At 67.8% G+C, this 13,157-nt stretch carries 9 protein-coding genes; 4 read left to right on the top strand and 5 right to left on the bottom strand.

The window, feature by feature from the left end; translation table 11 throughout:
• The first annotated feature begins 13 nt into the window (after positions 1-13).
• Positions 14-3,850, top strand: coding sequence for a multifunctional oxoglutarate decarboxylase/oxoglutarate dehydrogenase thiamine pyrophosphate-binding subunit/dihydrolipoyllysine-residue succinyltransferase subunit (locus tag ASF06_RS14715; protein ID WP_200920392.1), 3,837 nt, complete (start codon positions 14-16; stop codon positions 3,848-3,850).
• 24 nt (positions 3,851-3,874) lie between these two features.
• Here the strand turns inward: ASF06_RS14715 and zwf are convergent, their stop codons facing one another.
• The 3 genes from zwf to ASF06_RS14700 form a co-directional block, all read right to left on the bottom strand.
• A complete protein-coding gene (zwf, locus tag ASF06_RS14710) occupies positions 3,875-5,347 on the bottom strand; it encodes a glucose-6-phosphate dehydrogenase (protein ID WP_442853932.1) in 1,473 nt (490 codons plus the stop codon).
• A gap of 97 nt (positions 5,348-5,444) precedes the next feature.
• Positions 5,445-5,687, bottom strand: a complete 243-nt coding sequence (locus ASF06_RS14705; RefSeq protein ID WP_055948758.1) for a zf-HC2 domain-containing protein — start codon at positions 5,685-5,687, stop codon at positions 5,445-5,447.
• Positions 5,684-6,304 carry a sigma-70 family RNA polymerase sigma factor gene (locus ASF06_RS14700; RefSeq protein WP_055949662.1) on the bottom strand — a complete coding sequence of 207 codons (621 nt, stop codon included), beginning with the start codon at positions 6,302-6,304 and terminating at the stop codon, positions 5,684-5,686. Before ASF06_RS14700 ends, ASF06_RS14705 begins: the two co-directional genes overlap by 4 nt.
• Before the next feature lie 200 nt (positions 6,305-6,504).
• Here ASF06_RS14700 and aroA point away from each other — a divergent pair, with 200 nt between their 5' ends.
• The 3 genes from aroA to hisN are packed head-to-tail and all read left to right on the top strand — an operon-like array spanning position 6,505 to position 9,797.
• The gene (aroA, locus tag ASF06_RS14695; protein ID WP_055948755.1) at positions 6,505-7,878 is read left to right on the top strand and encodes a 3-phosphoshikimate 1-carboxyvinyltransferase; all 1,374 of its coding nucleotides are present in this window, start codon (positions 6,505-6,507) and stop codon (positions 7,876-7,878) included.
• Complete coding sequence (gene rsgA / locus ASF06_RS14690) at positions 7,875-8,918, top strand: ribosome small subunit-dependent GTPase A (protein ID WP_055948752.1); 1,044 nt, start codon at positions 7,875-7,877, stop codon at positions 8,916-8,918. The genes aroA and rsgA overlap by 4 nt, the downstream gene beginning before the upstream one ends.
• Before the next feature lie 48 nt (positions 8,919-8,966).
• Positions 8,967-9,797, top strand: a complete 831-nt coding sequence (gene hisN / locus ASF06_RS14685; RefSeq protein ID WP_055948749.1) for a histidinol-phosphatase — start codon at positions 8,967-8,969, stop codon at positions 9,795-9,797.
• Here the strand turns inward: hisN and ASF06_RS14680 are convergent.
• Positions 9,794-10,468, bottom strand: a complete 675-nt coding sequence (locus ASF06_RS14680) for a DUF4166 domain-containing protein (protein ID WP_055948747.1) — start codon at positions 10,466-10,468, stop codon at positions 9,794-9,796. The genes hisN and ASF06_RS14680 overlap by 4 nt on opposite strands.
• 6 nt (positions 10,469-10,474) lie before the next feature.
• Positions 10,475-13,138, bottom strand: a complete 2,664-nt coding sequence (locus ASF06_RS14675; RefSeq protein WP_055949659.1) for a phosphoenolpyruvate carboxylase — start codon at positions 13,136-13,138, stop codon at positions 10,475-10,477.
• Between the last annotated feature and the right edge of the window lie 19 nt (positions 13,139-13,157).

Below are 13,157 nucleotides of genomic sequence, written 5' to 3'. Positions count from 1 at the left end.
TGGGCGATCGGGCTTGTCTAGCCAAACGACCGGAGTGGAAAACGACGAAGGATCGTCGGAGTTCGGAGCCAACGAGTGGCTCGTCGAAGAGCTCTACGAGCAGTTCAAGGTAGATAGGAAGTCGGTCGACGAGTCGTGGTGGCCGATCCTCGAGAGCTACCACTCGACCGTCGTCTCCAAGGGTGGTGCGGCGCCGACGGCTCCCGCTGTGACAGCCGAGCAGGCTCCTCCCGCAGCGACCGAATCTGAGCAGATCGCCGAAGCATCCGGGGCCTCCACCCCGCCGACGTCACCCGTTGCGACCGTGTCGACCGAGGCGCCGTCCGGCGCATCCGTGGCCGACCAGCGCGAGACGCAGCCCGAGGCCCGCACCACCAGCGTCCAGGCCCGCCAGGCGCCCATCCCCGCAGAGGCGCCGGTCTCGGCGCCGAAGCGTGAGGCCACCCCCGAATCGGCCACCTCCGAGGAGGAGGCCGAGAAGGACACGGTCACTCCCCTGCGCGGCATGGCCAAGACCCTGGCGACCAACATGGACGCCAGCCTCACCGTGCCGACGGCCACCAGCGTGCGCTCCATCCCGGCCAAGCTGCTCATCGACAACCGCATCGTCATCAACTCGAACCTCAAGCGCAGCCGCGGCGGCAAGGTGTCGTTCACCCACATCATCGGCTGGGCGCTCGTGCAGGCGATGAAGGAGTTCCGCAGCCAGAACGTCTATTACGACGAGGTCGACGGCAAGCCCTCGGTCGTGGCCCCCGCCCACGTCGGCCTGGGCATCGCGATCGACATCCCCAAGCCCGACGGAACGCGGGCGCTCCTCGTTCCCGGCATCAAGCGCGCCGACACCATGGGCTTCAACGAGTTCCTCCACGCCTACGAGGAGCTGGTCAGCCGCGCACGCGCCAACAAGCTCACCGCCGCCGACTTCCAGGGAACGACGATCTCCCTCACCAACCCCGGCGGAATCGGCACCGTGCACTCCGTGCCGCGGCTGATGAAGGGCCAGGGCTGCATCATCGGCGCCGGCGCCCTCGAGTACCCCGCCGAGTTCCAGGGAACCAGCCCGAAGACCCTGAACGACCTGGGCATCGGCAAGATCATCACGCTCACGAGCACCTACGACCACCGTGTCATCCAGGGCGCAGGATCGGGCGAGTACCTGCGCAAGGTGCACGAGCTGCTCATCGGTGAGCGCAACTTCTACGAGAACATCTTCGCCGAGCTGCGCATCCCCTACGCTCCCATCCACTGGGCCCCCGACATCAGCGTCGACCTCTCCGACGCCGTCGACAAGACCGCCCGCGTGCAGGAGCTGATCAACGCGTTCCGCGTGCGCGGCCACCTCATGGCCGACATCGATCCGCTCGAGTACCGGCAGCGCACGCACCCCGACCTCGACATCGAGAACCACGGGCTCACGCTCTGGGACCTCGACCGCGAGTTCGTGACCGGTGAGTTCGGTGCCAAGCGCAGCGCGCTGCTCCGCGACATCCTCGGTGTGCTTCGCGATTCCTACTGCCGCAAGACCGGCATCGAGTACATGCACATCCAGGACCCGGCTCAGCGCAAGTGGATCCAGGACAAGATCGAGCGCCCCTATGCCAAGCCGGGTCACGACGAGCAGATGCGCATCCTCGCCAAGCTCAACGAGGCCGAGGCCTTCGAGACCTTCCTGCAGACCAAGTACGTCGGCCAGAAGCGGTTCAGCCTCGAGGGCGGAGAGTCGACCATCGCCCTGCTCGACGCGGTCATTCAGGGTGCCGCCGACGAGGGCCTCGACGAGGTCGCGATCGGAATGGCCCACCGCGGCCGGCTCAACGTGCTCACCAACATCGCGGGCAAGACCTACGGCCAGATCTTCCGCGAGTTCGAGGGCACTCAAGACCCGCGAACCGTCCAGGGCTCCGGTGACGTGAAGTACCACCTCGGAACGGAGGGGACCTTCCACGGCAGCGACGGAACGGAGATCCCCGTCTACCTCGCGGCGAACCCGTCGCACCTCGAGGCAGCCGACGGCGTGCTCGAGGGCATCGTGCGCGCCAAGCAGGACCGCAAGGCGATCGGCACGTTCTCGACCCTTCCGATCCTGATCCACGGCGACGCGGCACTCGCGGGCCAGGGCATCGTGGTCGAGACGCTGCAGATGTCCCAGCTCCGCGGCTACCGCACGGGCGGCACGATCCACATCAACATCAACAACCAGGTGGGCTTCACGACGCCTCCTGGCGAGTCCCGCTCGTCGGTGTACTCGACCGATGTCGCCAAGACGATCCAGGCCCCCATCTTCCATGTCAATGGAGACGACCCAGAGTCGGTTGTGCGCGTCGCCCAGCTGGCGTTCGAGTACCGCCAGCAGTTCCACCGCGACGTGTTCATCGACCTGATCTGCTACCGCCGCCGCGGGCACAACGAGGGAGACGACCCCTCGATGACCCAGCCGCTCATGTACAACCTCATCGAGGCGAAGCGCAGCGTTCGTCGGCTCTACACCGAGTCGCTCGTCGGTCGTGGCGACATCACGGAAGAGGAGTACGAGGCCGCCCACCGCGACTTCCAGGACCGCCTCGAGCGGGCCTTCGCCGAGACGCACGCGGCGCAGACCTCGTCTATTCCGATCATCACGCCCGACGGATCGAGTGTCGCCGACCTCGAACTGCCCGACGCCCAGCAGAACGACTCGGCCTCGGCCGACGCATTCTCGACCGCGGTGTCCGAGTCCACGATCCACCAGATCGGCGACGCGTTCCAGAACAAGCCCGCAGGCTTCACGGTTCACCCCAAACTGCAGCAGCTTCTGAACAAGCGCCTCGAGATGAGCCGATCGGGAGGCATCGACTGGGCATTCGCCGAGCTCCTCGCCCTCGGTTCGCTGCTGCTCGAGGGCACTCCCGTGCGCTTCGCAGGGCAGGACACGCGCCGCGGCACCTTCGTGCAGCGCCACGCCGTGCTGCACGATCGCGAGAACGGCCAGGAGTGGCTCCCGCTCGCGAACCTCGGCGAGAACCAGGCCCGCTTCTGGATCTACGACTCGCTGCTCAGCGAATACGCCGCCATGGGCTTCGAGTACGGCTACTCGGTCGAGCGGCCCGACGCGCTCGTGCTCTGGGAGGCCCAGTTCGGCGACTTCGCCAACGGCGCCCAGATCGTGATCGACGAGTTCATCTCGTCGGCCGAGCAGAAGTGGGCGCAGCGCTCGTCGCTCGTGCTCCTGCTCCCCCACGGCTACGAGGGCCAGGGCCCCGACCACTCGTCGGCGCGCATCGAGCGCTATCTGCAGCTGTGCGCCGAGAACAACATGACGGTCGCTCGCCCCTCGACCCCCGCGTCGTACTTCCACCTGCTTCGCCGGCAGGCGTACGCACGACCGCGCAAGCCGCTCGTCGTGTTCACGCCGAAGGCGATGCTCCGCCTCCGGGGTGCAACGTCCGATGTGCCCGATCTCACCGGTGGAACCTTCGAGCCCGTGATCGACGACACCCGTGTCGCCGACAAGGCGGCCGTCACCCGCGTGCTGCTGCACTCGGGCAAGATCCACTACGACCTGCTGAACGAGCTGCAGAAGAAGCCCGACGAGGCGATCGCCCTCGTTCGGCTCGAGCAGTACTACCCCGCTCCGATCGGCGAGCTGAAGGCCGTTCTCGACCAGTACCCCAACGCCGAGGTCGTGTGGGTGCAGGACGAGCCGGAGAACCAGGGCGCCTGGCCCTTCGTGGCCGTCGAGGTCGCTCCGCACCTCGGTCGTTTCGTTCGTGTCGTCTCCCGTCCGGCGGCGGCATCGCCCGCCGCGGGATCGGCCAAGCGTCACGCCGTGGAGCAGGCCGAGCTGATCGAGCGGGCCCTGACCCTGTAGCCCGACCTCGAGCCGGGCCTGACGCTACTTCTTCTTGTCGCGCCAGGCCCGCTCGAACGGCAGCCGCCATGCATGCGGCGCGATGAGCTGATGGATGGCGTTGGGCCCCCAGGTTCCGGGCGCGTACAGGCGCACCGGCGGTGGGTCCTGCAGCAGGGTGGCAGACACCTCCCACAGCCTCTCGATGCCCTCCGCTGTGGTGAACAATGTGTGGTCGCCGCGCATCGCGTCGAGGATGAGCCGCTCGTACGCCTCGAGCACATCGCCCTCCCGGCCGGTCTCGTGCAGGGCGAACTGCATGCTCAGTTTGTCGAGCTTCATGCCCGGGCCCGGTCGTTTGCCGTAGAACGAGAGTGAGACCTTCGACGCGTCGGCCAGGTCGAATGTCAGGTGATCGGGGCCGTGCGCCCCGACGCCCGAGCCCTGCGGGAACATGCTCTTCGGCGGCTCGCGGAAGGCGATCGAGATGATGCGCTGCCCCTCGGCCAGTTTCTTACCGGTGCGCAGGTAGAACGGCACACCCGCCCAGCGCCAGTTGTCGATCTCGCACTTGAGGGCGACGAAGGTGTCTGTGTCCGACTCGGGAGCGACTCCCTCCTCGTCGCGATAGCCGATGTACTGTCCGCGCACGACGTTGTCGGGGATGAGCGGCCGCATCGATCGGAAGACCTTGTTCTTCTCCTCGCTGATGGCGATCGGCTCGAGCGCGGTGGGCGGTTCCATGGCCATGAACGCGAGCACCTGGAAGAGGTGGGTCACCACCATGTCCTTGTAGGCGCCGGTCGACTCGTAGAACTGGGCGCGCCGGTCGAGCCCGAGGGTCTCCGGGATGTCGATCTGCACGTGGTCGATGAAGTTGCGGTTCCAGATCGGTTCGAAGAGGCCGTTCGCGAATCGGAAGGCGAGGATGTTCTGCGCGGGCTCCTTGCCGAGGAAGTGGTCGATGCGGAAGATCTGATCCTCGGCGAAGGTCTCGTGGAGCTCCGCGTTCAGGGCCACCGCCGATGCCAGGTCGGTGCCGAAAGGCTTCTCCATGATGATGCGGCTGCGGTCGACCAGCTCGGCCTCGCCGAGCATGTGCACCACGCTGAGCGCGGCCCGAGGCGGCACGCTCAGGTAGTGCAGCCGCCGCACGTCGGGGCCGAGCGACTTCTCGGCATCCAGAACCGCCTTGGCGAGCGCCTTCGGGCCGGCGGACTGAGGAACGTAGCTCAGCTTGGACTCGAAGCGGTCCCACTGATCCGGGGTCAGCGCCCGGCTGCCGAACTCGTTGTAGGCGATCTTGGCGAAGGCCCGGAAGGACTCGTCGTCGTGCTCCTCCAGCGACGTGCCGACGATGCGGATGTCGGGTGCGAGCGACGAGAGCGCGAGATGGGCCATGCCCGGGATGAGCTTGCGCCGGGCGAGATCGCCCACTGCTCCGAACAGTACGACCACGTGGGGCGTGGTGTGTTCACTGGGATTGACGCGGGAGGGCAGATCGCTACTGAGGGTCACCGTGCCGATAATGGCACTGACCGGAGCCGAAGCCAATCGTCGGGGCGGAGTTTAACGCCGCCGAAATCTGCCGTTCATGTGGCAGAGAGCCAGCTGGCTAGTGCGTGGCCTGAATGGTGCGGATGGAGAGAAGAACCTGGTCGCGCAGATCGCCGGGCGCGGTCTCGCGGCACGCGCGCTGAACTGCCTCGGTGAGGACGCGCCCGACGTGCAGCTCGGACTCGCAGTCCGTGCAGCCGGCGAGGTGTTCACGGATGTCTTCTGCATCGGTCGAGCACAGCTCGTTGTGCAGATACTCCTCGAGTTCGGCCTTGGCCTTGTCGCAACCGCAATCGGTCATTTCTTCGTGCTCCCCGTCTTCGCCGCGACATGAATGCCGCGGTCTGCTGCGTAGTCAGTCAGAAGTCCCCGCAGAAGTCGTCTGCCTCGATGCAGACGACTCATTACCGTGCCGACAGGGGTCTTCATGATGTCGGCGATCTCCTGGTAGGAGAAACCTTCCACGTCGGCGAAATAGACCGCCAGACGAAAATCTTCGGGAATCGACTGCAGCGCATCCTTGACCGCGCTGTCGGGCAGGTGGTCGATCGCCTCGGCCTCCGCCGAGCGGCTCGACATCGCCGTGGCCGACTCGGCCTCGCCCAGCTGCCAGTCCTCCATGTCGGAGATGGTGCCCTTGTAGGGATCGCGCTGCTTCTTGCGATAGGTGTTGATGAACGTGTTCGTCAGGATTCGGTACAGCCACGCCTTGAGGTTCGTGCCCTGTTCGAACTGTGCGAAGGCCGCATACGCCTTCACGAACGTCTCCTGCACGAGGTCTTGCGCATCTGCCGGATTGCGGGTCATGCGCAGGGCAGCGCCGTAGAGCTGGTCGAGGAACGGTATCGCCTGTTCCTCGAACAGGTCCCGGGGATCCGGGGTCGCCGCGGGAGTGGTGTCAGGTGTGGGAGTGCTCATCAAGCCTGAGTCTACTTCGGAGAGGGCGCGTTCGGCCCAGGCCATGCCCGGGCGGACTGCGGTCGGTCGCACCAGCTGCTCAGTCACCACCTGTGCTCCTCCTGTGCCTCTCCGTCGTCGATGCACCCGCTCGGTGCCCGTACCATCAACAACCGCGATGGGAACGCGGTTTATTCCGTGCTCGCGGTAATCTGAGGGCAATGGGAATCATCAGCCAACTCGATCCGCGTTTCTCCCCCTACGATGACGAGACGCCAGGGGTCGCCTCCGTGCCGCCGGCGGACTCGCCGTGGCCGTCGCCGACCGCCACCGGTCCTATCGACACGTCGGTCGTCCTCCCCGGCTCCAAGAGCCTGACCAACCGCGAACTCGTGCTGTCGGCGCTTGCCGAGTCGCCCTCCACTCTTCGGGCTCCGCTCCACTCGCGCGACACCTCTCTGATGGTCGATGCCCTCCGATCGATGGGCACGACGATCGAGGCCGTCTCCGGCGCCGGGGATTTCGGCGACGACTGGCTCATCACACCCGCGGAGGAGCTGCTCGGAAGCACGACGGTCGACTGCGGCCTCGCCGGAACCGTCATGCGCTTCATCCCGCCCGTCGCCGCCCTGGCGCTCGGCCCCGTCGTGTTCGACGGAGACGAGGCCGCGCGGCGCAGGCCTATGTCCACGACCATCTCGTCGCTCCGCTCCCTGGGCGTCGACATCGCCGACGACGGAGCGCGATCGCTCCCCTTCACGGTTCACGGCACCGGTCGCGTCGCCGGTGGCGAGATCGTCATCGATGCGTCGAGCTCGAGTCAGTTCGTGTCGGGCCTCCTCCTGAGCGCAAGCCGCTTCGACGACGGACTCGTGCTGCGCCACTCCGGTGAGCGCGTGCCGAGCCAGCCGCACATCGAGATGACGATCCAGGCATTGGCCGCCCGCGGCGTCGAGGTCGGGCAGCCGCAGCCGGGTGTCTGGACCGTCGCGCCCTCGCGCATCCAGGGCCTCACCGTCGACATCGAACCCGATCTGTCGAATGCGGCACCGTTCCTCGCGGCGGCCGTCGCGACCGGCGGTCGGGTCAGCGTGAGCGGCTGGCCGTCGAGCACCACCCAGGTGGGCGCACACCTCGCAGAGCTCCTGCCCCGGTTCGGCGCCACCGTCACCCAGGCCGAAGGCGTGCTCACCGTGGAGGGCGACGGGTCGATCCACGGAATCACCCTCGATCTCTCCGAGGGCGGCGAGCTCGCCCCCGCCCTGGTCGCCCTGGCAGCGCTTGCCGACTCCCCCAGCGAGATCACCGGCATCGGGCACATCCGTCACCACGAGACAGACAGACTGTCGGCCCTCGCGTCGGAGATCAACCGGCTCGGCGGCTCGGTCACAGAGCTGGAGGACGGCCTGCGCATCGAGCCGGCCCCGCTGCACGGCGGAACGTGGAAGACCTACGCCGACCACCGCATGGCGCATGCCGGCGCGATCATCGGCCTCGTCGTTCCCGACGTTCTGATCGAGGACATCGCGACCACATCGAAGACGCTCCCCGAATTCCCCGAGCTCTGGAGCGCGTTGGCCGCGAGCACCTCATGACCTGGTGGGCGAACGACGACGATGACGACGACGAGTCGGAATACGACGAGTCGAGCGTTCGGATCCGGCCCAACCCGAAGGGCAACAAACCCCGCACCAAGATCCGGCCGGAGTACGCCAACGCGGTTCCCGGTCGCATCCTCACCGTCGACCGCGGCCGCTTCAGCGTGCTCGTCGACGAGGACACGCCCGACGAGCGCGCGATCACGGCGTCTCGGGCGCGCGAGCTCGGCAAGACGGCCATCGTCACGGGCGATCGCGTCGGACTCGTCGGAGACACCTCCGGAGCCGAGGGCAGCCTGTCGCGGGTGGTCAAGCTCACACCGCGCACCACGCTTCTGCGCCGCAGCGCCGACGACACAGACGCCGTCGAGCGGGTGATCGTCGCCAACGCCGACCAGATGCTGATCGTCGTGGCCGCGGCCAATCCCGAACCGCGCGCCCGGCTCGTCGACCGCTATCTGGTCGCCGCATTCGACGCCGGCATCACTCCGATCCTCTTCATCACCAAGACCGACCTCGCCGACCCGCGCGAATTCCTCTCCGAATTCGACTGCCTCGACCTCACCGTGGTCACCGGCCAGCGCGACGAGCTGCCGCTCGACGAACTGAAGTCGCTGCTGATGGGCCACACCACCGTCACGGTCGGCCACTCGGGTGTCGGCAAGTCCACGCTGGTGAATGCGCTCGTTCCCGGCACCGATCGGGCGATCGGGCGCGTCAACGACGTCACCGGCCGCGGGCGCCACACATCGTCGTCGACGCTGGGCCTGCGGGTGCACGACGACGCGGGCCACTCGGGCTGGATCATCGACACCCCCGGCGTGCGCTCGTTCGGTCTCGGCCACGTCGACCCCGCGAACGTTCTGAAGTCGTTCGCCGGAATGGCGATCCCGTCGTCCATCCCGCCGGCCGACGGCATCCCGCTCAGCCAGGCCCACGACTGGGAGATCGTCGACCGGGTGCTGGCGGGAGAACTGGGTGCCAGCGGCATCGCACGCATCGAGTCGCTGCAGAAGCTCGTGGGCTCGCTGAGCTAGACGCACGACCGGGCACGCCTCGCCGTCGCGGCTGGCTACGCTTGAGGCATGACCGAGCCGTATGCAGCCGACCTCGCCCTCGCCCTCGACATCGCCGACGCGGCCGACGCGATCTCGCTCGATCGATTCATGGCCCTCGACCTGGTCGTCGAGAGCAAGCCCGATCGAACACCGGTGACGGATGCGGACCGCGCCGTCGAACGCGAGATCAGAGACCGGCTCGCAGCCGCCCGCCCGGAGGACGCGATCCTGGGCGAGGAGTACGGCTCGGCCGGCGACTCGAGCAGGCAGTGGATCATCGATCCCATCGACGGCACGGCCAACTACCTGCGCGGAGTTCCCGTCTGGGCCACGCTGATCTCCCTCGTCGTCGACGGCGTTCCCGTCGTCGGCGTGGTGAGCTCCCCCGCGCTCGGACGCCGCTGGTGGGGAGCCCTGGGTCAGGGCGCGTGGACGACGGACAGCACCCTCGCGCCGTCGGCGGCCCCCCGCCGCCTCGCGGTCTCCGCTGTGGCACGCCTCGACGACGCGAGCGTCAGCTACAACAGTCTGAAGGGCTGGGACGAGGCGGGCCGGCTCGACAGCCTGCTCGCCCTGAGCCGGAGCGTCTGGCGCACCCGGGCCTACGGAGAGATGTGGTCGTACATGCTCGTCGCCGAGGGCGCTCTCGACATGGCCGGCGAATTCGACCTTCAGCCCTACGACATGGCGGCGCTCATCCCCGTGATCCACGAGGCCGGAGGCCGGTTCACGTCGGTCGACGGCACACCCGGCCCCTGGTCGGGTTCGGCCCTCGCCACCAACGGACTCCTGCACGACGCGGCCCTCCAGGTGCTCTCCCCCGGTGACGTCGTCGACGAGCCCGAGTCGGGGCGTTAGAACCGACGATCGATGGCCGCGGTGTCGACCGCGTCGATCGGTCCACCCCTCGGCTCGTAAGTGAAGGAACCCCGGTATTCGAAGACACGGCCGAGCACCGGATGCGTGAGGGTCACCTCAACCTTCTGGCTTGCGGTCGTGGAGTCCCAGCGCTCCGTGAGGTCGACCCGTGCGGAGAAGATGCGGGGCACGGGGACGCGAAGACGGCCGAGCCAGAGCCAGGTGCCGACCGATCGCATCCGGAGCCACCCCTCTGACGAGACACCCAGCCGCAGTGACACTTCGAGGAATCGCCGTCTGCCGAGGAAGTCATGGAGCAGGCCGTCACGACCGGCCAGCATCGTGTCCTCCATCGCGCGGGTCACGCCGGGGAAGGCGAAGCTGCGGGTCGAGCTGAGGCAGACTCGACCCCGCCCGTCGGCGTGGGGAACGTTGACGACGGTCAGGCCGACGTTCTCGCCGCGTTCTCCGAACAGGGCGTTCGCGCGCACAATCAGAGCGAAGAGCGGCGCGAGCCAGGCCCTCGTGGGTCCCGCGAACTCGTAGACCCCTCGACCGATGCCCGCCTCTCCGCGCACCGCGCCGTCGACGTAGTCCGACAGCTGGGGCTGCAGGCGATCAGCTTGATCGCCGAGCAGCACCCGATACACGGAGCGCCGGGCCCCCGACATCGCGGGCTATCCCGTGTTCTGCAGGCCGGCCGCGACCCCGTTGACGGCGAGGAGCAGAAGCCGGTGGGTGTCGTCGGCCGGGTCGACGCTGCCCGAGCTGCGAACGGCCCGGAGAGCCCGGAGCTGCAGGAGCGACAGCGCGTCGACGTAGGGACTGCGGAGCCTGACCGCGCGCTGCAGCACGGGACGACCCTCGAGGATCTCGCCGTGGCCCGTCGTGCGCCTCACCCATTCGCGGGTGAGCTCCATCTCGTCGAGCACGAGGGAGGCCAGGTCGTCGCGATCCCCCAGGGCGAGATAGCGCTCCGCGAGCCTGTCGTCGGTCTTCGCGAGCGACATCTCCACGTTGTTGATCATGGCGGTGAACAGCGGCCACCGGGCGTAGGCGTCTCGGAGCACGTCGATGTCTCCGACCGCCGCGAGGGCGGAGCCGAGCCCGAACCAGCCGGTGAGGTTGATGCGCGCCTGCGTCCACGCGAAGACCCAGGGGATGGCCCGGAGGTCTTCGAGCGATTCCACGGACAGGCCGCGACGGGCCGGCCTCGAACCCAGCGCGAGCAGGCCCACCTCCTCCATCGGGGTGACCTGGGCGAACCAGGGAGCGAAGCCGTCTGCCTTGATGAGTTCGAAGAAGCGCTCTCGTGAACGCAGGTCGAGCGTGCGCGCCATGTCGACGAAGTCACGGGTGGCCGTGTTGTTGGCGTCTTCGTTCGACGGGCTCGATGCGAGCAGGGTGGCCGCTGCCATCTGCTCGATGTGGCGCGCGGCGATCGCCTTGTCGCCGTACTGGGCGAAGATCACCTCGCCCTGCTCGGTGAGCTTGAACCGGCCCTCGACGGAGCCGCCGGGCTGCGCCATCACGGCCTCGTTGGCCGGACCGCCGCCACGACCCAGTGCGCCGCCCCGGCCGTGGAACAGCGTGAGGACGATGTCGTTGTCCTTCGCCCAGCGGGAGATGCGCTCCTGCGCCGAGTAGAGGGCGAGCGTCGCCGAGACGGGCCCGACGTCTTTCGAGGAGTCGGAGTAGCCGAGCATCACCTCGAGGCGCCGACCGGTTGCTGCCAGCCGCTCCTGCACCTGCGGGAGAGTCAGCATCTCGTCGAGAATGGTCGTGCTCGCCTCGAGGTCGGCGAACGTCTCGAACAGCGGCACGGCATCGAGCACGGGGGCCGCCTCGGCAGAACCCAGGGCGGCTTCCGCCAGCGCGTATACAGTGGCGATGTCGGCCGAGGACTGCGTGAACGACACGATGTACCGACGGGCCGCCGCGAGTCCATAGCGCTTCTGCAGTGTCGCGATCGTGCGATAGACCGACAAGACCTCCACGGTCATCTCGCTCAAGGCACCCCCGGCCCGGATCTCCTCGAGCGCCTGGCGGTGCACCTTGGAGTGCTGCCGCACCTCGAGTTCTGCCAGGTGGAACCCGAAGGTCTCGACCTGCCAGATGAGGTTCTGGAGTTCGCCGTTGGCGCTGCGATCGGCACCGGCCTCCCGAAGGGATTGCTGAATGACGCGCAGATCGGAGATGAGTTCGTCGGGCAGACCGTAGGCGAGCTCGGTGCCCTGCCTGGTGGCGACGATTCGAGCGGCGACCACCATCAGCACTCTGCGGTGCGGCTCGTGCGGCGAGCGTGTTCCGATCTGGCTCGTCACCTGCGGCGCGATGGCTTGCTGCCGCCCCCACAGCGCCATCAGAGCCTCACTGGCCGGAGTGTCCTCGGAGTCGAGCGTGAGCGTGCGACCGATACGGGTCGCGGCGTGCTCGAGGCCGAACAGGATGTGCTCGCTCGCGATCGCGGCCGCCTCCTCGGTGACGTCGGCCGTGACGAAGGGGTTGCCGTCGCGGTCCGCGGCGATCCAGCTGCCGAGACGCATGAACGCCGGCGCGACCACGGGCGCCTTGCCCGCATCGCCCTCGAGCATCCAGTCGTCGAGCAGGCGGTACACCTGCGGCACGACCTGGAACAGCGTCTGGTCGAAGATGTTCATCGCCGTTCTGACCTCGTCGAGGGGCGTCGGCCTCGTCGTGCGCAGCGGCGAGGTGCGCCAGAGCACATCGATCTGCTCGAGCAGGCGCCGCTCGATCTCGGCCGAGGCCAGGCCTCCCTGCTGCCCGGCGTCCCTGTCGGAGAGCAGATCGCTGATGCGGCGGATGGCCGAGGCGACGGCGCGGCGTCGAGCCTCGGTGGGATGGGCCGTCAAGACGGGGTGGAATCTCAGGTCGGCCAGTCGCGCGGCCGTCTCCTCGCGCCCGACCTCGCCGACCAGCCGCTCGATGGCGGCGGGAAGGGAGTCGGCGGGCGCGGGATCGCTCGCGGACACGTACCGGGTTCGCAGCACCCGCACCCTGTGGTGCTCTTCTGCCAGGTTGGCCAGGTGGAAGTAGCTGGTGAACGCCCGGGCAACCTGCTCGGCCCTCACGGGAGTGAACGAGTCGACGAGCTTCTCGGCGTCTTCGATCGAGGCGTCGTTCTGCTTCTCATAGGCGTCGATGGTGAGCTCTCGCAGCCGCTCGACATCGTCGAGCAGCTCGGAGCCGCCTGCCTCGGTCAGAATTCGGCCCAGCAGGGCGCCGAGCAGTCGAACGTCGGCACGCAGAGCGGCGTCTACCTCGTCGCGAATACTCCGACGGCTGAGGTCGGGGTTGCCAGGGGTCGTGTCAGCAGAAATCGTCACCGACCTAAACTAG

Origin of the sequence: Agreia sp. Leaf244 (genome assembly GCF_001422695.1) — a bacterium.
In the GTDB taxonomy this organism is placed as follows: domain Bacteria; phylum Actinomycetota; class Actinomycetes; order Actinomycetales; family Microbacteriaceae; genus Agreia.
The sequence above is the reverse complement of the archived record's forward strand: the minus strand, read 5'-3'. Positions and strand labels throughout refer to the sequence as shown.

Coding starts and splice junctions, on each gene's coding strand:
- ASF06_RS14680 (WP_055948747.1), bottom strand. CDS start 10,468: ATGTCGGGGGCCCGGCGCTCCGTGTATCGGGTGCTGCTCGGCGATCAA.
- aroA (WP_055948755.1), top strand. CDS start 6,505: ATGGGAATCATCAGCCAACTCGATCCGCGTTTCTCCCCCTACGATGAC.
- ASF06_RS14700 (WP_055949662.1), bottom strand. CDS start 6,304: ATGAGCACTCCCACACCTGACACCACTCCCGCGGCGACCCCGGATCCC.
- hisN (WP_055948749.1), top strand. CDS start 8,967: ATGACCGAGCCGTATGCAGCCGACCTCGCCCTCGCCCTCGACATCGCC.
- ASF06_RS14705 (WP_055948758.1), bottom strand. CDS start 5,687: ATGACCGATTGCGGTTGCGACAAGGCCAAGGCCGAACTCGAGGAGTAT.
- rsgA (WP_055948752.1), top strand. CDS start 7,875: ATGACCTGGTGGGCGAACGACGACGATGACGACGACGAGTCGGAATAC.